At 68.4% G+C, this 20,382-nt stretch carries 21 protein-coding genes; 6 read left to right on the top strand and 15 right to left on the bottom strand.

The annotated features are described in order from the left end of the window. Positions 1 to 95 precede the first annotated feature (95 nt). The 4 genes from AB0M82_RS14480 to AB0M82_RS14495 are packed head-to-tail and all read right to left on the bottom strand — an operon-like array spanning position 96 to position 3,487. On the bottom strand, positions 96 to 1,364 hold the full coding sequence (locus AB0M82_RS14480; RefSeq protein ID WP_364721524.1) for a ferritin-like protein: 1,269 nt from the start codon (positions 1,362 to 1,364) through the stop codon (positions 96 to 98). Then, on the bottom strand, positions 1,361 to 2,167 hold the full coding sequence (locus AB0M82_RS14485) for a DNA-binding domain-containing protein (RefSeq protein WP_364721526.1): 807 nt from the start codon (positions 2,165 to 2,167) through the stop codon (positions 1,361 to 1,363). The genes AB0M82_RS14480 and AB0M82_RS14485 overlap by 4 nt, the downstream gene beginning before the upstream one ends. Further along, the gene (locus AB0M82_RS14490) at positions 2,157 to 2,993 is read right to left on the bottom strand and encodes a DUF692 domain-containing protein (RefSeq protein ID WP_364721528.1); all 837 of its coding nucleotides are present in this window, start codon (positions 2,991 to 2,993) and stop codon (positions 2,157 to 2,159) included. The genes AB0M82_RS14485 and AB0M82_RS14490 overlap by 11 nt, the downstream gene beginning before the upstream one ends. Continuing rightward, positions 2,993 to 3,487 carry a hypothetical protein gene (locus tag AB0M82_RS14495; RefSeq protein ID WP_364721530.1) on the bottom strand — a complete coding sequence of 165 codons (495 nt, stop codon included), beginning with the start codon at positions 3,485 to 3,487 and terminating at the stop codon, positions 2,993 to 2,995. Before AB0M82_RS14495 ends, AB0M82_RS14490 begins: the two co-directional genes overlap by 1 nt. Before the next feature lie 1,348 nt (positions 3,488 to 4,835). On the opposite strand from AB0M82_RS14495, the gene AB0M82_RS14500 reads away from it, so the two are divergent. Further along, complete coding sequence (locus AB0M82_RS14500) at positions 4,836 to 5,330, top strand: hypothetical protein (protein ID WP_364721532.1); 495 nt, start codon at positions 4,836 to 4,838, stop codon at positions 5,328 to 5,330. A gap of 40 nt (positions 5,331 to 5,370) precedes the next feature. On the opposite strand, the gene AB0M82_RS14505 is transcribed toward AB0M82_RS14500, so the two are convergent. The 5 genes from AB0M82_RS14505 to AB0M82_RS14525 all read right to left on the bottom strand — a co-directional run bounded on the left by AB0M82_RS14505 (position 5,371) and on the right by AB0M82_RS14525 (position 10,298). Further along, positions 5,371 to 5,529: a hypothetical protein gene (locus AB0M82_RS14505; RefSeq protein ID WP_364721534.1), complete on the bottom strand. Its 159-nt coding sequence runs from the start codon at positions 5,527 to 5,529 to the stop codon at positions 5,371 to 5,373. A 33-nt stretch (positions 5,530 to 5,562) separates the two neighbouring features. After that, on the bottom strand, positions 5,563 to 6,627 hold the full coding sequence (locus AB0M82_RS14510) for a nuclease-related domain-containing protein (protein ID WP_364721536.1): 1,065 nt from the start codon (positions 6,625 to 6,627) through the stop codon (positions 5,563 to 5,565). 143 nt (positions 6,628 to 6,770) lie between these two features. Next, the gene (locus AB0M82_RS14515) at positions 6,771 to 8,054 is read right to left on the bottom strand and encodes a cyclopropane-fatty-acyl-phospholipid synthase family protein (RefSeq protein WP_364721538.1); all 1,284 of its coding nucleotides are present in this window, start codon (positions 8,052 to 8,054) and stop codon (positions 6,771 to 6,773) included. A 35-nt stretch (positions 8,055 to 8,089) separates the two neighbouring features. Then, on the bottom strand, positions 8,090 to 9,337 hold the full coding sequence (locus tag AB0M82_RS14520; RefSeq protein WP_364721540.1) for a hypothetical protein: 1,248 nt from the start codon (positions 9,335 to 9,337) through the stop codon (positions 8,090 to 8,092). A 49-nt stretch (positions 9,338 to 9,386) separates the two neighbouring features. Beyond that, on the bottom strand, positions 9,387 to 10,298 hold the full coding sequence (locus AB0M82_RS14525; protein WP_364721542.1) for an alpha/beta hydrolase: 912 nt from the start codon (positions 10,296 to 10,298) through the stop codon (positions 9,387 to 9,389). A gap of 986 nt (positions 10,299 to 11,284) precedes the next feature. On the opposite strand from AB0M82_RS14525, the gene AB0M82_RS14530 reads away from it, so the two are divergent. The 3 genes from AB0M82_RS14530 to AB0M82_RS14540 all read left to right on the top strand — a co-directional run bounded on the left by AB0M82_RS14530 (position 11,285) and on the right by AB0M82_RS14540 (position 16,014). Beyond that, positions 11,285 to 14,605: a hypothetical protein gene (locus AB0M82_RS14530; RefSeq protein ID WP_364721543.1), complete on the top strand. Its 3,321-nt coding sequence runs from the start codon at positions 11,285 to 11,287 to the stop codon at positions 14,603 to 14,605. A gap of 13 nt (positions 14,606 to 14,618) precedes the next feature. After that, the gene (locus AB0M82_RS14535) at positions 14,619 to 15,221 is read left to right on the top strand and encodes a hypothetical protein (RefSeq protein ID WP_364721545.1); all 603 of its coding nucleotides are present in this window, start codon (positions 14,619 to 14,621) and stop codon (positions 15,219 to 15,221) included. A gap of 442 nt (positions 15,222 to 15,663) precedes the next feature. Continuing rightward, the gene (locus AB0M82_RS14540; protein ID WP_364721547.1) at positions 15,664 to 16,014 is read left to right on the top strand and encodes a hypothetical protein; all 351 of its coding nucleotides are present in this window, start codon (positions 15,664 to 15,666) and stop codon (positions 16,012 to 16,014) included. Between the two features lie 80 nt (positions 16,015 to 16,094). On the opposite strand, the gene AB0M82_RS14545 is transcribed toward AB0M82_RS14540, so the two are convergent. Further along, on the bottom strand, positions 16,095 to 16,721 hold the full coding sequence (locus AB0M82_RS14545; protein WP_364721549.1) for a TetR/AcrR family transcriptional regulator: 627 nt from the start codon (positions 16,719 to 16,721) through the stop codon (positions 16,095 to 16,097). A 137-nt stretch (positions 16,722 to 16,858) separates the two neighbouring features. Between AB0M82_RS14545 and AB0M82_RS14550 the strand changes: the two genes are divergently transcribed. Further along, positions 16,859 to 17,677, top strand: coding sequence for a hypothetical protein (locus AB0M82_RS14550; protein ID WP_364721551.1), 819 nt, complete (start codon positions 16,859 to 16,861; stop codon positions 17,675 to 17,677). A gap of 83 nt (positions 17,678 to 17,760) precedes the next feature. On the opposite strand, the gene AB0M82_RS14555 is transcribed toward AB0M82_RS14550, so the two are convergent. The 4 genes from AB0M82_RS14555 to AB0M82_RS14570 all read right to left on the bottom strand — a co-directional run bounded on the left by AB0M82_RS14555 (position 17,761) and on the right by AB0M82_RS14570 (position 18,807). After that, positions 17,761 to 18,072, bottom strand: coding sequence for a GNAT family N-acetyltransferase (locus AB0M82_RS14555; RefSeq protein WP_364721553.1), 312 nt, complete (start codon positions 18,070 to 18,072; stop codon positions 17,761 to 17,763). A 26-nt stretch (positions 18,073 to 18,098) separates the two neighbouring features. Further along, positions 18,099 to 18,308 carry a hypothetical protein gene (locus AB0M82_RS14560; protein ID WP_364721555.1) on the bottom strand — a complete coding sequence of 70 codons (210 nt, stop codon included), beginning with the start codon at positions 18,306 to 18,308 and terminating at the stop codon, positions 18,099 to 18,101. Between the two features lie 128 nt (positions 18,309 to 18,436). Beyond that, positions 18,437 to 18,589 carry a hypothetical protein gene (locus AB0M82_RS14565; RefSeq protein ID WP_364721557.1) on the bottom strand — a complete coding sequence of 51 codons (153 nt, stop codon included), beginning with the start codon at positions 18,587 to 18,589 and terminating at the stop codon, positions 18,437 to 18,439. 44 nt (positions 18,590 to 18,633) lie between these two features. Then, positions 18,634 to 18,807, bottom strand: a complete 174-nt coding sequence (locus AB0M82_RS14570; RefSeq protein ID WP_364721559.1) for a hypothetical protein — start codon at positions 18,805 to 18,807, stop codon at positions 18,634 to 18,636. Here AB0M82_RS14570 and AB0M82_RS14575 point away from each other — a divergent pair. After that, positions 18,791 to 19,558 carry a sulfotransferase domain-containing protein gene (locus AB0M82_RS14575; protein WP_364721561.1) on the top strand — a complete coding sequence of 256 codons (768 nt, stop codon included), beginning with the start codon at positions 18,791 to 18,793 and terminating at the stop codon, positions 19,556 to 19,558. The genes AB0M82_RS14570 and AB0M82_RS14575 overlap by 17 nt on opposite strands. Before the next feature lie 36 nt (positions 19,559 to 19,594). On the opposite strand, the gene AB0M82_RS14580 is transcribed toward AB0M82_RS14575, so the two are convergent. Beyond that, complete coding sequence (locus tag AB0M82_RS14580) at positions 19,595 to 20,365, bottom strand: PIG-L deacetylase family protein (RefSeq protein ID WP_364721563.1); 771 nt, start codon at positions 20,363 to 20,365, stop codon at positions 19,595 to 19,597. Positions 20,366 to 20,382 lie beyond the last annotated feature (17 nt).

Raw genomic sequence — 20,382 nt, forward strand, 5'->3', positions numbered from 1 at the left:
CCGGTGGCAGCCCGGGCACCACGCCCTCGCGGAATCAACCCGGTGCGGCGCTGCGCGGCGGCAACGGTGAGAGAGCCGCGGCCGGATCGCACCGCTTACTGGAGGTCCTGGGGCATCCGCTCACTGATCAGCCAGAGCACGCTGTTGTCCCCACCGAGCGCCGGGTAGTGGGGCAACACCCGCTCGCACAGCTCCCGCAGGTGCTGGGTCAACGACCGGTCCTCGGGGAACTCGTAGTACTCGAACGTCGGCGCGGCGTGCAGGTCGCAGTAGGGGCCCTCGGTGATCGGAATGCGGACCAGCTCCTTGATCACCCCGAACAGCAGCCCCTGCATCGCCGCGATGAACTTGCGCTCCAGCCCGTACCGCGGGCTGGTCGCGCCCGGCTTGACGTCGTTTCCCGAGGTGTTGTACAGCTCGTCCAGCATGGCGAGCACGTAGGTGTAGGCGGCGCACGCCAGCTGCCCGAGGTCCCGGACGGGTCCTTCCGGGAACTGGGACACGCGCGGGTTGTCCGGCATCGGGTAGACCTCGCCGATCGGTTCCCAGCCGTCGGCGATCCGCTTGAACTTCACGTAGTGCGGGAACTCGAACAGGCCCGCCTGCTGCTGTCCCGCAGGGTCCTGAGGGTCGATCGGCACCTCCTGCTGATCCGGATCCATGCCCTCGCCCTGCTCCACGATCAAGTTGATCGCGGTGAGCGCCGAGTGCAGGTCGTGCACGATGACCGGCGCGCCGCCACCACCTTCGTTCCAATAGGCGTTGGTGTACTGCAAGTCCATGCGATTGTGCCGGAACAGCGCCTTCTGCTTCGCCTGGTCCGGCCGGCCGTACGTCCCGGGTTCGACCCCGCACAGCCGCTGGAAACCGTCGAAGATCGCCTTGTAGAACTGGCCGATCGTCTGGTACTTGTCGGACTCCGGTGGCGCGTCCACCTTCGCCGGGAGCTCCAGCGGCATGAAGACGTCCCGCACCAGTTCCGTGGTCAACGGGGCGAGCCTGAGCTCGAGGTCCGGAACGCGGCACAACATGGGCGTGGGAAACTCGGGGATGAACGCCTTGTGCTGGAACTTGACGTGCTCGCCGTACCCGATGGCAACGATCAGGTTGCGCACCAGGGACAGGTGCAGCATCTCCTCGATGACGATGCTCTTGATCAACCGAAACGCGCCGGGCCCCGACGACCACTGCGACACGTTGGCCGTCTTGATCGAGTACGCGGCGTACAGGTACAGCGGAATGGTCGACATCTCCAGCCGGGCCGCGTCGTAGAGGTGCGAGAACAGCGACTCGACGGTGTCGATCGGGCGGTTCGCCTCAGGGGGCGCGTACGCTGCGGGCAGCGCGGTGTAGGTGGTCGTCATCGGTACGGCGTCCTTCCGTTGATTTCGAGGATCAGTCGTTCGGCCATCCAGGTGCGCAGACACGCTTCGGTCTGGCGGGGGGTCAACCCGGCGTCGTCGCCGGCCCGGCCGAGCGGCGTTCCGTCCCGCAGTCCTGCCAGGAGCCGGTAACGCGGTTCGTCGAGTTCGGTCGCGGTGACCATGAAGTCCTTGCGGGACAACACCAACCGGACCTCGCGCGCCCGCGGCAGCGGTGGGCCCTGCTGAGCGCGCACCGCGACCGTGAAGGCGTGCACCGGAAAGCGGGCTCGCATCAGCCGCAGGCACTCCACAGTGGACACGACAGCGCCTGCCCAGCCCGGGGCTCCCGGCTCCGGCGCGGCCGGTGGTGGCTCGCGCAGTTCCGGGCCGGCCGCGGCGTGCGCCTCGATGAAGGCCCGCTCGAACCGGACGACGTCGAGCAGCAGGTCGACCCAGGACTCGCGCTCCCCGGACGTCGCGTCCGGGCGGGTGGCGGACAGGTGGTCGGCGAATCCGGCGCCGAGCGCCTCCAACGTGTAGCTGCGCGAGGGGCGGGCCCTCAGGTAGTCCCGGGCGAACTCGGTGAACAACTCGGCGCCGAGCAGGTGCCGGGTGACCGGGTAGTGCGCGCTCAGGCAGTCGATCAACCTGGCGAAGTACCCGTGCTGGTAGATCGCCAGCCGCCGCGCCGCGGGCAGCCGGGTCGTCGCCACCACGACGTCCGCCGCGTCACCGGCCCCCGCCGGGTCCGTGATCGCACCCTGCAACCAGGTCTGGAGGTGGCGCAACCGCTCAGCCGGCACGGGCGGTCCGCTCCCGCGCCTTGTCGAGTTCGGCGGTCAGCACCGGGAACGGCGGGATGCGGTCGTCCCACTCGAGCAGGACCGACATCGCCGGCAGCCGTCCGGTCGTGAACGCGTACAGCTCCCACACCGGGTCGGCCACCGGCTGGTCGTGCGTGTCGATGAGGTGGGTGCCGCAGTCGGTGTGGCCGGCCATGTGCAGGTGCACGATCCGGTCGACCGGCAGTGCCCGGATGTAGTCATAGGGGTCGAACTCGTGGTTGACAGCCGACACGTAGACGTTGTTCACATCCAGCAGCAGCCCGCACCCGGCGTCCTCCGCCAACCGGGCCAGGAACTCCCATTCGGGCACCGTCGATTCGGTGAAACCCAGGTATGTGCTGGGGTTCTCGAGGACCAGCGGCCGCTCCAGCACGTCCTGCGCGACGCGGACCCTGCGCGTCACGTGGCGCAGGGACTCCTCGGTGAACGGCAGGGGCAGCAGGTCGTGCGTGTTCAACCCGAGCACCCCCGTCCAGCACAGGTGATCCGAGACCCACGCGGCGCCGACACCGTCGGCGAGCCGGCGCACCCGGCGCAGGTAGTCCAGGTCGAGGGGATCGGTGCTCCCGATCGACAGCGAGACGCCGTGCAGGGCGACGGGGAACCGCTCGGCGACCTGGTCGAGCAGGTACCGGGCGTAGCCGCCGTTGTCCAGGACGTTCTCGGTGATGACCTCGAACCAGTCGACCCCGGACGGCCCACGGAGCACCTCGTCGGCATGACCCGCGCGCAGACCCACGCCGAATCCCAGATCCGGCAGGCCGAGCCGGTCGGCCGAAGCCATCAGGCGCGGCCCACGTAACGCCGCGCCACGCCGCGCCTCGGGCTCGGATCATGCTCGGCGGCCAGTTTCGCGAAGAGCATCTGGCGATCCGACTCGTACTCCGGCACGAGGTCGTCCGGATAGCCGTCACCGGGCGCCGGACCGAACGGGACGCCCGCCTCCCACAACCGGGCCTCGAACCGCGTACGCGCCAGCTTCCACACGCTCGTGCCCTTGAACGGCCCGGCCGACGCCACCCGGCACTCGTTGATCGGGCTCGCGCAACTGCCGTTGGCACTGCACGTCTGCTCGGCCGGCTTGGTCTGCTCGAACTCGGTGCCGGCGTAGCCGCACCCGCCCTGCCCCCGGCACCCGTTGTCGCCGTGGCAGACGTGCAGCGCGGTGGCACACTGGCCCGTGCCGGGCAGTTTCGCCGTACCGGGCGCGTCATGGTTCTGGCAGGCGTTGAGGCCCATGCACACGTGCAGTTCGAGCACCTTCGGGCTCACGGTCACGGGCCGGCGCTCGCCACCTGCCTCGTGGCTCCCTTCCCGCAGATGGCTACCCGCCGTTCCGCCGGTCAGGAACAACGCCGCCTGTTCCGCCGAAAACCCGTTATGGACATGACCGTCGCCTTGACCGCCAGTGCCGTGCGCCATCACAACCACCCTTCACAGCGGAGCGCCACTCCGCTCCCCGACCAGAACCGCTCAGATCCCTTTCTACACCGCCGGATAGGCCCGAAAGGGCAGGCATCAGCACGCCAACCCGTTCGAGGAACAACAATCATCAACACGGGTCAAGAAATGACACCCCTCCAGTGCGGAGATCACACCAATGGTGGATTCGAGCGGGAAGACATCATGGCTTTCACGGGAACGAGTGGCGCTCACGCGCAGGAGGCTGTGCGATCCGGAGGAGAAGGGCGGTATTCCCGGCAGGGCGCCGTCAAGTCGAAGTGCCGGATGCCGCTCGGATCCCCGCTTCGCCCGCCGGAGGGGTCGCGAGTGAGCAATAGAATCCTGATTACCATTCACGACAACCCGCACTGGCACGCCGGCGATGTCGTCACCGGCGTGGATCCGCGAGGAGCAGGTGCGACTTCTGCTGTCCGCGCGGGATTGTCCATGCCACCGAGGCCTGCCCGGAATTGTGGCCACCACGGGTGCGACCACGTCCTCCCGTCAGGCCCCCCGCGAGCGGCGGCGAGTCCGGTCGCGGCAGCCGGCCGGTCAACCAGCCGACGAGGCCGGCGGCGGAGCCGCGCGCGGGTCGGCGGTGCCGAGCCGCCGGCGCCACTGCGACATCCATCCTTTTTGGACAACGCGGCGCAGACGTCGGCCGGCAGCAGGCCGGGGACACCGTCCGGGATTCCGCCGATCAGGGCGTCGTCCCCCGAGGTCGGCCGCGCGCAGTCACACCTCGCGGATCCGCATCATCGGCGCTCGAACTCTCGAGCTGACCTGGCCCCTGGCGCGCGAAATCGCCGCGGCCCCGATCCGGCCGAGGTCGTCGAAACCTTCGAACATTCACTCGGCTTTTGGCGTGTTCCGAACCAGCGTGTCCCGCCTCGCGCAGCGTGGCCGCCACCCAGGCGGTGTAAGCGTCCCGGGCGGATCAGGATCGCGTCCGCGGCGAACTCCCCGATCACCGGGTGAACCGCGTCCATCTCCTGGAGAAGCACCCGAAAGGTAGCTCACGCCAACACTTCCGCCAGCCGAAACGACACACCTGACAAATCCCTACTAGTACTTGGCCTATCAGCTCTTCACGCCGAACCTTGGCGCTACCTTCAGGAGACATTTGTCCACTACGCGTTAAATTCGGAGAACACACATGCGAAAGCTCATATGTGCGCTATGCGTGTACCCGGACAACTGCCAGTTCATCCCGACGAGCGCACCCATCAGGTTCATGGCGGCGCGAAAGCCCTTGACCGGTAGGACGTTCAACTGCACGTCGAACACCTCGACCAAGATGCTCAGCGAAGCCACGACCGACAGCACTACCGACACTGTGGGTGGCGAGGTCTCCATGGGCTCGTCGTTCAGTGTGTTCTCGTTCGGCTTCAACCTCACCTACAACCAGAATTGGCTGAAGAGCCGAACAGTCACCGTGTCCCGCACGATCACGCTGAACGCGAAGGAAGTCGGCTGGTACGACCGCGGTCCTGCCCTCCAGAAGGTGACCGGCAAATTCGTCTACAAACAAACCAAACCGATCGAGGGAGCACATTTCTGGATCGTCGGCAACGTCACCGTCACGGGCCCCGACCCGGCCAACGAGGAAGGGGACGTCATCGAGCAGAGCCGTCCCATGACCGCGGCTGAGGTCACTTCGCACTGCGTCGCCCTCTGAATAGATCCCCCAAGTGCCACCTGCTCACCGTGGCGGACCCTCAACCCTTGTAGAACCAGCAGTCGACCACCGTCTCGCCGCGGACGAGATTCCCGTTGGCGATGAGGCAGGTGGTGACGTTGGCCTTGTTGTAGTCCCGTTCGCTGCGCAGTTCGAGGGTCTGGGCGGTACACAGCCGCTGCGCCTGCGCACGAGTCACCCGCCCCGGGATTGTCGACAATCCCGGGTGCCGTCAGCTGCCGTGGAAGACCTGACCGACGATGATCGCGGCGGTGATGCCGACCGCGCTGATCAGGACCAGCACCACGATCAGGCCCCACGGCACCTGGCGCCGCGCTCGCGTGCTCGCCGGGGGTTCCGGCGCCGCCCGCGGCCGCGACACCGGACGCGGCGGTGGCGCCTTCGGCGGCGGCAGGCTGTGCCCGGCCGGCACCTGGCGTGCACGCCGCGGCACGGCTGGTGCCGACGGTGTCGATGCGGGCGCGCTCGTCCGCGTGGCCGCGGTGGCGGAAACGGACCGCACAGGACCGTGCGCGCCGCGCCCGCGCGTAGCCATCGGTCGCGGCCCGACCGGCTCCGGCCCACCCAACGCGGGCTCGAAGGGCGGCTTGATCGGTGGCTTGATCGGCGGTTCGGGCCGTGGTGGTAGGCGCTCGGCGAACCCTTCGGTGCGCAGCTCGGCGCGGCTGGGCGCGAGCTCGGTCAAGGCGAGGGCCGCGCAGGCGGCCAGGACGCCGTCGGCGGTCCAGACCGGGGATTGGGCGCGGTAGCGGTGCAGGACCCGGCGCAGGCTGGTCGGGTCGGCCAGGGCGACGTCGATGCCGCGTCCGCCGAGCTCCTTGCCCGGGGGCAGCTCGATCGCGCCGGTGGCGACGAGCACGACCAGCCCCCGGATGAACCCGTCCCCGCCGCCCGGGATCCCGGCGAACACCCGCTTGGCCGCGTATACCCCGGCCTTGACCTGCTCGCCGGGGTTCGGGAGCCCGGCCAGCGCATGGATCGCCGCCGACTCGTTCCCCACCAGCCACGGGCCGTTCGGCGGGATCACCAGCCGCCCGGACTGCGGAGCGGTGAAGCCCTTCACCTCGAGCACGGCCAGCCCGGTCGGGAGGAACAGCAGCCCGTCGACCTGCCGGGTCGTGGCCTTGTCGGGGATGTTGACGTTCAGCAGCGCCAAGCCGTCGATCGCGTGCGAGGTGCCGTGGGCCCAGCCGGCCAGCAGGTCGTGGACCTTCGCTTCGGCGCCGGAGAGGCCGTGCGCGTTCGTCCCGGTTCCCGGCTGCACCCGCACCAACATCCCGCCGACCCCCTCGCGCGCACAGTGCGGCACCTCCTGGTGCCTGCTCGTGATCGACGGTACGAGCAGACCCCCGGGTCGGGCTGCCTCCGTTCGGGTGGGGCGGCGGGCCTGTTTCGGCGGTCGGGCCGCGGGCTGAGCGCTTACGCGCGCTTGCGGACGCCCAGTTGCCAGACGTCGCAGTAGCGGGACCGGAAACTCGCCTCGAAGTAGGCGAAGTACAAAACCCACAACCGGCAGAACGTGGCGTCGAAACCGAGGTTGGTGACCGTGGCCAGCTGCCCGGCGAACCGGTGCCGCCATTCCCTCAGGGTCCGGGCGTACGAGGCGGTCAGGCGTCGCGCGGCAGTCACCTCCAGCGACGTGTGGCTGTCCAGGAGCCGGTCGATCTCGCGGAGGCTGGGCAGCGCGCCGCCGGGGAAGACGTAGCGGTCGACCCAGCTGAAGTCGTTGCGGGACACCAGCATCTTGCGGTGCGGGAACGTGATCACCTGCAGGGCGAACCGGCCGTCGACGGCGAGCAGGCGGTCCACGACCTCGAAGTACGTCCGCCAGTTCGCCGCGCCGACGGCTTCGAGCATTTCGACGCTGACGATCGCGTCGTAGGTGCCGGAACACCGCCGGAAGTCCTCGAGCGAGAACCTCACATGCGACGCGAGGCCGAGCCGCTCGACGAGGGCGGTCGCGTGCTCGAACTGCTTCTGCGACAGCGTGACACCGGTGACGTCCGCCGCTCGCTGCCGCGCTGCCCGGACCGCCAGCCCGCCGAACCCGGAGCCGATGTCCAGCACGCGCTTGCCCGGGCCCACGTCGGCGAGGTCCAGGATCGCGTCGATCTTGCGAGCCTGCGCGGCCGCCAAGTCGTCCCCAGGCTCGAACCACGCCGACGAGTACGTCATGGACTCGTCGAGGAAGGCCCCGAAAAGCCGGGGATCGACGTCGTAGTGGGCCTGGACGTTGCCGACGGCCGCGGCCACGCCGTCGCGGTCCGAAACCGGATGGGCCGAGTACCACAGGCGCCGGAGCAGGTAGAGCACCCTCGACTCCCGCGGCCGCAGGTACTCCCCGAAAACCTTCAGCCAGGCCACCAGCTCGTCCGACGCGACGGCGTCAGCGGCCGAAGCCGTGCCGCAGTCCCACGCGCCGAGCAGATGAGCCTCGCCGAAGCCCAGCGCGCCGTCCCGGCCGACGCGGGTGAAGAACACGTCCTCGTCGTTGATCACCAGCGTCGGATCGCCACCTTCGGCGAACCGGCCGGCGCCTCGCCCCACCGACGTCCCGTCCGGCAGCACGACCGAAAGCGGCAGGTCGGCGAGGGCGTGCAGGAAGATCCGCTTCGCCAGGGCGGCCCGGACGGGGTTGCGTGGTTTCGTGGCGAGGTGCGGCCACCGGAGGTTGGGAGGGCCGGCCCGTTCGGTTCGCCGCACCGCAGTTCCTTTCCGCCGAGTTCACGCACCGCGAATCACTTGAGGAACGCCCTGGCGAACTGGAAGAGCGCGTACAGGCCGGGCAGGATCTTGATGATACTGCCGCTGAAGCTGGCCACCGGGATCCTGCGCCACACCGTGAGCTCGGACGCCGCGATCACGTATTCCTGGCTGGTCAGCACGGAGTCGCTCGCCACCAGCGTGGCCCGCAGCCGCTCCTCGACCGCCTTGTGCATGCCGACCATCCGGAAGAAGGAGGACAGGATCATCACCGTGTTCGACAGGAGCCCGATCAGCGCGAAGATCACGGCGATCACGAGGGTCCACGTTTCGTTGCGCAGCATGTCGAAGACGGCGACCATGGATATCGCCAGGCCGACCGTCGAGAGGTAGATCAGCATCAGGACGCCGGTCACCGGGCTCCAGCCGTAGCTGCGGTCCCGCCACCGGGGCACGTAGCTGACCGGCAGCTCGTCGGCGGACGACTTCCGCGTCGCGTAGAGGACGACGCCGAGCCGCACGTACAACCAGCCCGCGCGCCAGGCGTAGTAGACGCCGACCGTGCCGATGAAGACGCAGACGGCGGCGAGGAAGAAGTGGTGATGGTAGTTCGCCCACCAGCTGTCCCGCAGCTGCGCGGCGTTGGTCGTGTGGCTCGGGTCGGCCGATTCGAGCGTGGTGAACAGGTGCCCGGCCTCGAGGTTGCGCCAGTAGAGCCAGATCACCATCGCGGCGGAGGCGGCGAACAGGGCCAGCCGCCGCGCCGGCGTCAGGTCGATCGCGCGTTCCAGCCGCTGGATCACCGTCGAGATCGTGTCCCGGGAGCCCTGCTCGCTGAGCAGCCCGGTTCTGACGAGCGCGCCCTGCAGGGACGCGAGCCTGCGCCGGAGCAGCTTGTAGGCCACCAGCGCGAACGGGCAGCAGAACGACAGCATGATGGTGGGGACGTCGGAGAGGAACGGCACGGACTGGCAGGTCGAGCCGACCGTGGGCTGGAAGAAGAGGCTGGCCAGGAAGTTGGCGGCGCTGTGGCAGCTGGGGCGGTACGCGACTCCGGCCGACCACGTCAGCAGGCAGACCAGGCCGAACGTCGCGAGCGGGATCAGCGTCAGGCACAGCATTTCCCGGCGCACGCTCACCGGGCCGGTCGGCGCGAGGAAGGCCGGTTTCCGGATGGTGGTCACGAGCCGGCCGACCGGGGGCCCGGCCTTCCGGGCCACGTTCACGACAGGCGTGATCGTGCGCTCGAGGAGCGAGCCTTCCCCGGTCTTCTCCCGCACCATGCCCAAGCCCCCGGAATTCGGTCGCCGTGAAACACCCGTCGAAAGTCGCTCAGTTCCAGAGATCCAGCGCCGCCAGCACCAGGGCCGGGCGTTCGATGTGCATCAGGTGCCCGGCGTCCGGAACCGTGACGCACCGCGCCGCCGGACGGCACCGCAGCAGCCGGTCCCGGTCCCGGGGCGGGACGAGCTGGTCCTTGTCGCCGAAGACCGCCCGGATCGGGCACTCGATCTTGGCCCACTGCTCGTCCGCCGAGTAGTTCTCGCCGTTCGCCGCGGTCAGGAGGAGGCCGCGCGGGTTGGCCTGCTCGCTCAACCTCCGCACGACCGACTCCTTCAGGGTGAAGGGATGCGTCGCGAAGGGCAGGAGGAGGAGCCGGAACAGGTGCAGCCGGTAGAGCGCGCGGAGCAGCGCCACCTCCACCTCACCGGTGTGAGCCAGCAGATACTGCGCCCCGAAGACCGCCGCGACGCCGGCGTCGTGGCCGAAGCTGCGGATCGGGTGCTGGATGCTGGTCAGGATCGAGAAGTACGAGCCCGCCACGAGGTGGATGGAGTCGATCCGGCCGGGGTGGCGGCTGGCGACGTCCAGGGTGAGGAAGCCGCCCATCGAGTGACCCACGATCCGCAGGCGCGAGTAGCCCAGTTCCTCGGCGACGGCCAGGAGCGTGGTGCCGACGTCCGCGATGTCGAGGCGGTCGAGCCGGTTCTCGGACCCGCCGAACCCGGGCAGGTCGACGAAGAGCTGGTCGTGCACGTCCAACCCGGCGGCGGCCTCGGCGCGGATCAGCGGCGTCCAGGTGGTCCAGTCCGCGCCGACGCCGTGGATGTAGAGAGTGCCTGTGTCGGAACGGCGTTCCCGGCTCGTCCGGACCGCGAGCCGGCCGTACCGGGTCTCCACGTGGCAGGTCCGGAGGTCCAGCGCCTCCGGCGCCGAGACGATGTCGAAGGGGCAGTAGTCCACTTCGGTTCCCTCCGGGCACACCCACCGATCAGCCGATCTCGGACGGTATCGCCTTCGCGTGCCCGCCGCCCGGGGAGAACACCGCCGGGTGGCGGTGGCCGGGCCGGTCGCGAGCCGACGTGAGCTGTTCACCGTGGGACAACCTTCCCGGAGCCGTTCCGTGCGGTCACGCTGAAGTCGCGGTCGTCGACGGATTGTTACACCGGGACCTGGTCGGGTGACGCTCTGGCGACGCCGGGATCGCGGCCCCGCGACGGGCTGATTGGCATCCTGCTTTCGCCTGGTACCCCCGAGCTGACCAGCGAAGGCGCCGGATGCCACCACCTGTGAAAGCCCGCGGTCCCCGACCGCCTGCTCAGACCGCGTCGCCGTCGGTCCGGCAACGCCGCCCGGAAACGCGCGGCGCGATGGACCCGGGCCCGGCGGACGTGGTCCGCGCCCGGGCGCAGCTGGGCAATGCGGCGGTGACCGCGGCGATGGGCGGTCTGCCAAGAGGTGCCGAGCCCAGGCCGTCCACGTGGGCCGCGCAGATGATGGTGGCCGGCCAGGACCTGGTGGGCAACCGGGCCGTCGCGAACCAGGCCACCGCGCTTGCCCCGGCCACGCCCACTCCCGCCGGTCTCGCGCCCGTCCCACCGGCAGCGCCCAAGCCCCAACCCGCGCCGAAGAAGCCGCCGCTGGCCAAGCCGACCGCCCGGAAAACCGAAGCCGCACCTGCGTCCGCCCCGGACGAGAAGGCCCTGGGCAAGGACAAGGCACCTGATGAACGTCCGGAGAAGGGCGCCAAGAAGGAGAAGGGCGCCGGCCCGCGCTCCCCCGGCGCGGACCCGAAGTTCCAGGCACTGAAGAAGGACGTCAACACCAAGAAGAAGACGATCGGCGCGAGCCATCCACCGGCGGCCGCGGAAGCGGGGGCGGCCCAGGAAGCCGCGGAAGCCCCGGCCGACGACCAGGAGGCCCGCGGCAAGGCAGCACACGCCGAGGACATGGACGCCGCCCAGCCGAAGGAGTTCGACAAGCAGGAGTTCATCCAGGCGGTCAAGAAGGCGATCGCCGACAAGGCCCCGAAGAACCTGGACGAGGCGGACAAGTTCGGCGAGTCGGGAAAGGCCGAAGAGGTCAAGAACGAGGTCCAGGGCAAGGTCGGCGACGGCAAGGACGCCTCGGCGCAGGAGATCGCCGAAACGACCGCGGCACCGCCGGAACCGGCGCCGGACGCCAAGCAGGTCGTGCCCATGGCCGCGGACAAGGTCCCGGGCAAACCGGGCGCGCCGAATCCGGCCCAGGCGGCTCCGGACCAGCTGCCACCGTCGGCCACGGACATGTCAGCGGGCCCGGAGCAGGTCGACCGGCAGATGGCCGACGCACAGGTCACCGACCAGCAGCTGTCGTTCAAGAACTCCCGCGAACCACAATTCGACAAGGCGGTCAAAGAAAAGAAGACGATGGAGGCCCACTCGGCGGCCGCCCCGAAGAAACTCCGCGCCGACGAGGCCGGCGAGCTCAACCAGGTGAAGAACACGGCCGCCGCACAGGGTTCCGCCGCGATGGCGGGTATCCACGCGACCCGCGTCACCACCGGCCAGCAGGTGGGCACCGGCAAGAAGGGCACGAAGAAGACCGACGAGGACAAGCGAAAAGAGGTCACCGAACTACTGCAGAAGGTCTTCGACCAGACCAAGGGCGACGTAGAGAAGATCCTGGAGGGTCTGGACAAGAAGGTCGACGACCAGTTCACCACGAAGGAAAAGAAGGCGCGGGACCGCTTCACCCGCGAACACGAAGAGGGCATGGAGCGGTACAAGGACGAGCGCTACGGCGGCGCGCTCGGCTGGGCGCGGTGGACCAGGGACCTGTTCGCGGGACTGCCGGAGGAAGCCAACCGCATCTACGAACGCGCGAGGGACACCTACCTGGCGGCGATGGACCAGATCATCACCGAGATCGCCGACACGGTAGAGGCCGAACTGAAACGCGCCAAGGACCGCATCGCCGCGGGCCGCAAGGAACTGAAGGCCGCGGTCGACAAGCTCCCGGCCGACCTGAAAGCGATCGGCCGCGAGGCAGCGACGGAATTCGAAGGCAAGTTCGACGAACTCAAGGACACGGTCAACGACAAAGGCACCGAACTCGTCGACACCCTGGCCACCAAGTACACCGAAGCGGTCAAGTCGGTCGACGACGAGATAGCGGCGGAGAAGGAGAAGAACAAGGGACTGGTGGCCAAGGCCGCCGACGCGATCGGCGGCGCCATCAAGGCCATCATCGAACTGGGCCGCATGCTGATGGGTGTCCTCCGCAAGGCGGTGTCGGCCATCGGCGCGATCCTCAAGGACCCGATCGGGTTCCTGGGCAACCTGGTCACCGGCGTCGGCGGCGGCCTGAAACTGTTCATGAAGAACGCGGGCCGCCACCTGGAGGGCGGCGTGCTGGCGTGGCTCCTGGGCACCGGCGGGACGATAGGCCTGCAACTGCCCACGACGTTCGACATCCTCGGCATCCTGACCCTGATCGCCATGATCCTGGGCCTGTCCTGGCCGAACATCCGCGCCCGCCTGGCCCGCAAGGTCCCCAACCAGGCCCTGGTGGCAGCGGAAACCGCGGTCCCCCTGGTCTCAGAGGTCAAGCGCCGAGGCGTCGCCGGCATGTGGGACGACCTGAAGACCAGGGTCGGCGACCTGAAGAAGGAACTGATCAGCAACCTGGTCTCGTTCCTGCTACCCACGATCATCATCGCGGGCATCACGTGGATCGTGTCCCTGTTCAACCCCGCGTCGGCGTTCATCCGAGCCTGCAAAATGATCATCGACATCATCCGCTTCATCGTCACCAACGCCCGCCAGATCATCGAGTTCGTCAACGCCGTCCTCGACGCGGTGCTGGCCATCGCCCGCGGCGGCACCGGCGGCGTCCCCGCGTTGGTGGAACGCGCCCTGGCCCGCGCGATCCCGGTCCTCATCGGCGCCCTGGCGGCCCTGCTGGGCATCGGCGGCATCGCCGGCAAGGTCAAACAGGTCTTCCAGAAGATCGCCCGCCCGGTCAACCGAGCCATCGACTGGGTCATCGACAAGATCGTCGGCCTGATCAAGAAGCTGTGGTCGAAGATCAAAGCCAAGAAGCCGAGGAGGCCCAGGCGTCCCGCTGAACGCAGGGTGCCCCGTCGGCCTCGCAAACCCGGACTCCCCAAGGAACCGAGGAAGCGGCGGCCTGACCGAACCAAGAAGAAGAAACCCGAGGACAAGGACATCACGGCGCCCAGGCGGCTGGTCGAGCCGGCGGTGCTCACGATCACCAAGGTCAGTCCGAAGCTCGCCGAGGAAATCCAGGTTGCTGCCGGCGACAAGACGATCCACAAGACCGGCGGCAGCGCGAAACAGGTCACCAAGGCCCTGCTGGCCAAGCATCGGGATGCCAAATACGACAAGTCCACCCGTACCCTCACGCTGCCGAAGGTGTCGGAAGGCAGCGCCGGTTCACTCTCCGCACTCGGCTCGCAGTTGGCCAACCAGACGGGCGTCTCGAAGGTCACCTTGAAGAAGAAGGACGACGGGGCCGAGATCTGGGGCGGGATAAACCCGAACACACCACTCGCGAAGATCGACGGCCTGCCGACGGATGAGGCGATACTGCGGATCGCCATTGTTCAGGTCGGCATCATCCAGTTCCTCAAGAACATGGCCACGGGGCAAACCATGACGGTCACCCAGGGATCGGTAACCGGCACGATCGGCATGCCCGAGTTCGAGACGGCGTGGGGCAAGAGCAAGAGCAAGAAGTACGTCAAGGACAAGTTCCGTGACGTGTCGGACGGGAACCACGAGTGGATACCGACCAACTACATCCTGAAGGTGACCGAACGCGCCAGAGACTTCGCTGAGGGCACGAAGTGGATCGACCTACAGGACGATCTCCGTACCGAGACGTTCCTGATTGTGTACAGTCCTGCCAAGCAGGCGCCTGACAAAGTCCAGGACAAGCTTCCCGGCGACGCCAAAAAGCGACATTACAGTGTCCCACATGGCCACGTAGGAGCGGTTTACTATCCGACCGTTAGCAGGGCGAACAAGAAAGACTCGGGTTCCGGCCGGTTCCACAACGATCTCCGCGCCGCGTTCAGAGGTGCGTCGACCGTCAAGGCCTCGGCACAAGCGGCATACGCGGTCGCGACGGAATGGATTTGGGACGGATCGGCGATGACGCCGGACATACACCCCAGTTGCGTGGACAAGAACGGTGATCAGGTGACGGCCGGCAGGCAGGCCACCAACGTGACTAGTATCGACACTCTCTTCAGCAAGTACGCCTGACAGGTAGGACGACGTGACCGAGTTCGACTACGAACAACACCTGGTCAAGGGCGATGCGCATACCGCCCGCGGCTGGATCGAGTCCTCCACGCTGCCCGAGGAGCAGAGGGTCGACCTGCAGCGGTTCGTGGACAACTTCCCGTCACTGACGTTCACCCGAGAGGACGACGTCATCCTCGACCACTACGCCGAATCCGGAGGAGTGGAGTTGCCACCCTGGCTGCGTGCGGTGCGTTCCACGTTGGCGTTCGTCGATCCACCGGTGCTGTGCCGAGTCGACGACTTCCAGTGGTACGAGTCGCCGCGATGCGAGGCGGTCGACCGCATCTGGTACGAAGTGACGTTCGGGTACGCGAACGAGGAAGACCGTGCCCGCCTACGTGACGGCGCCGAGATCTATCCCATTGGGGGCTGGTTCGGCAGCGACCGGTCCGATCTGGGGATCGACCTCCAGAACCCGGAGGACATCCGGATCTTCGACTTCTCCGGCGAGGACATGATCGACGACGAACTCGACGACGAGCCACTGCGTAATTCGCTGTTCCCGATCTTCAGCTCCTATGCGCGGTTCCTCGCACACGTTGTCGAGGTACGACCCATGAGTGCGGCGCCATAGGAGTCTCAGCGTGGCGTTACCGCCCCGGGTGGAATTCCTTCTTCGGAACAGCCATTGGGACCACTCGCATCGCCGCTCCGCCTGGGCGTTGCCTACCACCGCGGGGACCAGGACCAGTGGCTTCTTGCCCCTGAGTCCCGACTTCCAGGTTGGCGTAGCGGTCCGTGCCGTGCTTGGCCTCGCCCCGCTTGCTGAACAAGGCGTCCGCTTCGTTGAACAGGAGCACCGCGTGACGGTCCTCCGTCTGTTGGAAGACCTCCTTCATGTTCTTTCTGTCGCGCCCACCCATTTCGAGAGCACCTGATTTGACTGACCACGCCAGCCTATCCGGCGCCTCGTGACCACCGCCAACCCAACACTTTCCGACAACTCCGCAACTTCCAATATCCGCGGTTACCAGTAGACCGCGGGGAATGTCTGGAGAGCGGCGGCCTCCTCGGCCGTGACGCGGACCGGCTCCGAGTCGACCCCGCCGTCCTGGGGCTGGCGGAGCCAGCTCCAGGCCTTCTCGGTGACGGTGAAGCTCGGCTGGTCGGTGCCGCAGAGGTCGCGGGCGCGGTACTCGGTGCCGTTGCTCGTGGTGGCCCGGCCGCCCGGGGTGACGAGCCGCGGGAAGCCGACGAGCACCGGCGGAAAGGCCGGCGCCGCACCACCCGCGGCGACGATCTTCGGTGCCCTCTCGAGCCTCCTCGGCTTCGGCCCGGCGGTCCGGGACGGCCTGCGCCGGGAAGCCAAGGTGCACCAGGAGCCGGCGTTCGTGTTCTGGAAGCTCGGCGTGCCCGGCGCGGCCTGAGACGTCACTCGTCCAGCATCCGGTGCGCTGCTCAGATGACCGCGGACAGCCGCTGGCAAGCGACGAGGCCCCCGCCGCCGTCAGGGAGCGGCGGTGTAGAGCGTCGTCCGGATGATGTCGGTCAGGACCTCGATGACGTTGCCGTCGTTTGCCGGTTCGGTGCCGCGGACGAGGTGGTAGCCCGCGCGTTCGACCATCCAGGTGAGGACGGCGGCGGTCTCGGCCGGGCGGACCCGGCGCATCACGCCGGCCTCCTGGCCGCGTTCGATCGCGTCCCGGGTGGCGTCGATGATCGACTGCATCAGCGTGCGCAGCTCGGCGGCGACGGTGGGGTCGTACGCCGCGGTTTCGGTGATGATCGTGAAGGCGGCGGCGCGCCGGCGGTAGACCTCCACGATCGCGGTGACGGCCGCGGTGAGGCCGGCCGGGTCGGCGTGGTCGGCCGTCTCCCACCAGGTGCTCGACACGTCCCGGAGCTCGGTCAGCACGGTGGTGGCGAGCCTGCGGACCAGGTCGCCCTTGTCCTCGAAGTGGACGTAGAACGTTGAGCGGGAAATGCCGGCCGCCGCGGCCAGCCGCTCGACGCTCAGCTCGGTGAAGCCGGCGCCTTCGCCCACGAGCTCCTCGATGGCCGCGAACAGGCGGCGCTCCAGCTCTTCTCGGCGGTCCTGCCGCTTGCTGCCGGCGGGCCGGGTGACTGAGGGCATCGGCGGTCTCCACTTGCGGGGGTGCGTTCACCAGCATCCTAGCCGGACGATAGGTCCGGACACAGTGTCCGGACATCGTGTCTTGACGTCGTGTCCGAGTTCGGCGCATCCTGGACCGACCAAACCTGGGAGGCGCTGTGCTGGTGTTGTGGGCCCTGTGGGGGATCGCCGTTCTCAATGTCGGGATGCTGTTCGTGAGCCTGGCGGTGTCCCAGCTCGGGCCCCGCTTCGAGGGCCTGGGTCTCCTCGCGGTGATGTTGACCATGCTCGCCACCGTGACGACGTTCGTCGGCGGCTTCAGCGGCCTCGCGCTGATCCTGTTGTCCGACGCAGGCGTCGTCCTCGTCGTGAGCACCGTCGTCCTGCTCGCCGGGGCCGCCTGCGTCACCGCGGTGGTCCTCAACCAGCTCTGGCTGTCCCGCCGGATTTCCCGCATCGGCAGGCAGCTTCTGTCCCGGGAAGAGGTGCTCGATCTGATCGGTGCGGGCTTGGTGCGCTCCTTCTCGCGACGCGACGGCGTCCTCGAGGTGTCACTCGATCCCCGGGCGGCCGAGTACTCGGAGCTGTGGACCCGTCGCGCCCACCCGCAGGACTACCTCGCGTTCGTGGCCGCCGCGGACGAGATCCTCGCCGAAGGCCGGATGATCCACTACGACGACGACACCGGCCAAGGCCCGTCGTCGACGAACCACCGGTGGATCACCCTTGCGGAGGCGACCGCACTCCTGGGCACCGGCAAGGTACAAAACTTTCTGTACGGCGGCCGCGGGAGTTCCGGCGACGACCGGATGACGTTCCGCGGAACGCCCACCGGGATCAAGCTGACCGACCACGGCTGGGTGCGCCACATCCGGGTCACTCCGGAAATGGAAGCGACCCTCATCCCGCTCGCCCGCGCCGCTCAGGCGAGTCACGGAAGACCGCAATTCTGCGTCGACGGCTGCTACGAACGGTAGCTGACGCGCGCTTCTTGTCGATGCGGGACCGGATCGGGCCAAGCATCGGCGAGCCGGCTTCCGCTGCGCTGTCGGCCAGCAGCTCAGTCGGACTGTGTGACCGGGTGCCACACACCGAACCACTGCTCGGCGCCGTACGCCTCGAACCGCTCCACCTCGATAAACCCCAGCTTCGCGGCGACGCGCATCGAGTGGACGTTGGCGGTCTGGGTGCACAGCACCACCGGCTCGCCGGGGTGCCCGCCGGCGAACCAATCGAGTGCTGCCGCGCACGCCTCGGTGGCGTACCCGAACCCCCACGCCTCCGGCTGGAACATGTAGCCGAGCTCGGCTTCCCCGGCGTTCGGGCGGACGGGACCCGGACGCTCCCCGTCGCGCCGATCGAGCGTGATCATGCCGATCATCGCCCCCTCGAGCTCGACTACGAAAAAGCCGAGGCGCTGCCCGGGAAGTTCGGGTACGCGTGCTCGAGCTCGTTCCGCGGTCGATGACCGCCCACGTATGTGCCCACCTCTGGCGAGGCGAACAGCTCGATGAACGCCGCCCGGTCCCGCGCCTCGGCCTCGCGGAGCACGAGCCGCTCGGTTCTGATCGGGGCAGGTGGCCAGACGACGGCGCCGAGCTCAGTCACGGCGCGTAACCTATCGCATTCCCCGCTTCTGTGCGGTTTTGAGATGGAAATGGACGCCGCGACTGCGGGTTTCTTATCCACCTCACCATATAGGGCGTTATACAGGTTAAAGGAGTCCCCGCGCAGCTTCACTGAGCATCGCCCAAGTCGGATGCGCCGCCGGTCCACCGTTCGAGGTTCTCGAGCGGCACCGTGAGCGGCCGCTCGTCCAAGCTGCGCACCGCTTCCTCGAAACGGTTGCGGGAAGTCGGCGCGGCGGTGGCACTCTGCGGGTAGCCCACCTGCCGGCGAACGTGGCATTCTGGCATCCGCGCGAGTGAAGCCGTCAACAGCCGGGGGGACTGGGAATGGTCGAATTGCGGCGGTATCGAACGGTGGTGTCCGACAGCGCCCTGTGGGCCGGCTTCCGGTTTCGCGCGGGCGACGTGGTGATCAGCACGCCGCCGAAGTGCGGCACGACGTGGATGCAGATGCTGTGCGCGTTGCTGATCTTCGACACCCCCGATCTCCCTCGCCCGCTCACCGAGATCTCCCCTTGGCTGGACGCGACCACCTATGACACCGCGGCGGTCCTGGCCGGGCTCGAGAGCCAGCGACACCGACGTTTCATCAAGACGCACACACCGCTCGACGGCTTGCCGTTCGAGGCAGGGGTGACGTATCTCTGCGTCGGGCGTGACCCGCGCGACGCCATGCTGTCGTTCGAGCAAGCCACGGCCAACATTCACCCCGACGCCTTCCCCTCGAGCGGTCTCGATCCGCAGGTCGGCCCGCCTTCAGAAGACCCGCTCGAACGGTTCCGGGAGTGGGCGGACGCCGAATTCACCCCCGAGTCGGCCTTGTTCGGGGTGACCCTGGCCAACCTGGTCCACCATGTGCGGACGTTCTGGGACCACCGCGACGAACCGCAGGTCGCCCTGTTCCACTACGCGGACCTCAAAGCCGATCTTCCCGGCCAGTTGAGGCGCCTGGCCACCACGCTCTCGATCGACACAACGCCGCAGCGGCTCGACGAACTCGCCGCCGCGGCGACATTCGAACGCATGCGGAACCGGGCCGACGAACTGGCCCCCGGAGTCGACGCGAACCTGTGGCGCAGCAACCGGGACTTCTTCCGGTCCGGCACCAGCGACAAGTGGCGCCACCTGCTCGACCCCGCCGCCGTCGACCGATACCACCGGCGCGTGGCCGAACTGGCGCCGCCCGACCTCGCCGAGTGGCTCCATGCGGGCTGGTCAGCGGCCCGTTGACGGTACGGCGGCTTTTCGGCCACGACCGCCCGCGAGTCAGTCCTGCGTGGCTTCGGCGGAGAACTCCGGGGGTGCCTGCAGGTCGTGAGCGCGGAACAGGATGGCGTGCTCGACGCCCAGCGCCTTGCCGCTTAGCGCGGCGAACTCCGGGATGATGTCCCGGGGAGCCGGGTGGTCCGGGAGCGCGGCCAGGTACGCGGCGTGCGCCTCGAGCGAAGCGACGCCGCGGCGCAGCGGCTCGCCCGTGACGTCGACGCCGTGGGTCGCGGCGGCGCCGGGAAGCCCGGGCAGGAGGAGCCAGCGCACGGAATGCGGTTCGAGGCCCTCGTCGTCGACCTGCTCCGGGAAGACCCACCGGTTGCCGGCGTCGCGGACCGCGTCGAGCGTCGCGAGCCCGACCGCGCGGTGGTCGGCCTGGTCGAAGCCGTAGGGCGTGTCGACCTGGTAACCGGTGCCGAGGACGACGTCGGGCCTGAACCGGCGGATCTCCCGGCAGATGTCCCGGCGCAGGTCGAGGCCGTAGACGAGCACGCCGTCCGGGTGTTCGAGGATGGTCAGGTGCTCGACGCCGACGACCGCGCAGGCGGCCTGCTGCTCGGCGACGCGCAGGCGTGCCGTCTCCTCGGGAGGATTCGGCATGCCGGCCTCGCCGCGGGTGAGCAGGAGATAGCCGACCTCGATGTCGCGCGCGGTCCAGCGGGCGACGGCCGCGGACATGCCGTATTCCATGTCGTCGGGGTGCGCGACGACGCAGAGCACGCGCCGGAAGGACTCCTCGGGAAGGGTAGGCAAGGTCATGCCGGCCATCCTCCCTCGTTTCAGGC

It is taken from the genome of Amycolatopsis sp. NPDC051128 (assembly GCF_040682715.1).
Lineage (GTDB): Bacteria > Actinomycetota > Actinomycetes > Mycobacteriales > Pseudonocardiaceae > Amycolatopsis.

Excerpts from the sequence above, each read along its gene's own strand:
- AB0M82_RS14480 (WP_364721524.1), bottom strand. The coding sequence starts at position 1,364 with ATGACGACCACCTACACCGCGCTGCCCGCAGCGTACGCGCCCCCTGAG.
- AB0M82_RS14490 (WP_364721528.1), bottom strand. The coding sequence starts at position 2,993 with ATGGCTTCGGCCGACCGGCTCGGCCTGCCGGATCTGGGATTCGGCGTG.
- AB0M82_RS14510 (WP_364721536.1), bottom strand. The coding sequence starts at position 6,627 with ATGTTGGTGCGGGTGCAGCCGGGAACCGGGACGAACGCGCACGGCCTC.
- AB0M82_RS14520 (WP_364721540.1), bottom strand. The coding sequence starts at position 9,337 with ATGGTGCGGGAGAAGACCGGGGAAGGCTCGCTCCTCGAGCGCACGATC.
- AB0M82_RS14530 (WP_364721543.1), top strand. The coding sequence starts at position 11,285 with ATGGACGCCGCCCAGCCGAAGGAGTTCGACAAGCAGGAGTTCATCCAG.
- AB0M82_RS14545 (WP_364721549.1), bottom strand. The coding sequence starts at position 16,721 with ATGCCCTCAGTCACCCGGCCCGCCGGCAGCAAGCGGCAGGACCGCCGA.
- AB0M82_RS14555 (WP_364721553.1), bottom strand. The coding sequence starts at position 18,072 with ATGATCACGCTCGATCGGCGCGACGGGGAGCGTCCGGGTCCCGTCCGC.
- AB0M82_RS14580 (WP_364721563.1), bottom strand. The coding sequence starts at position 20,365 with ATGGCCGGCATGACCTTGCCTACCCTTCCCGAGGAGTCCTTCCGGCGC.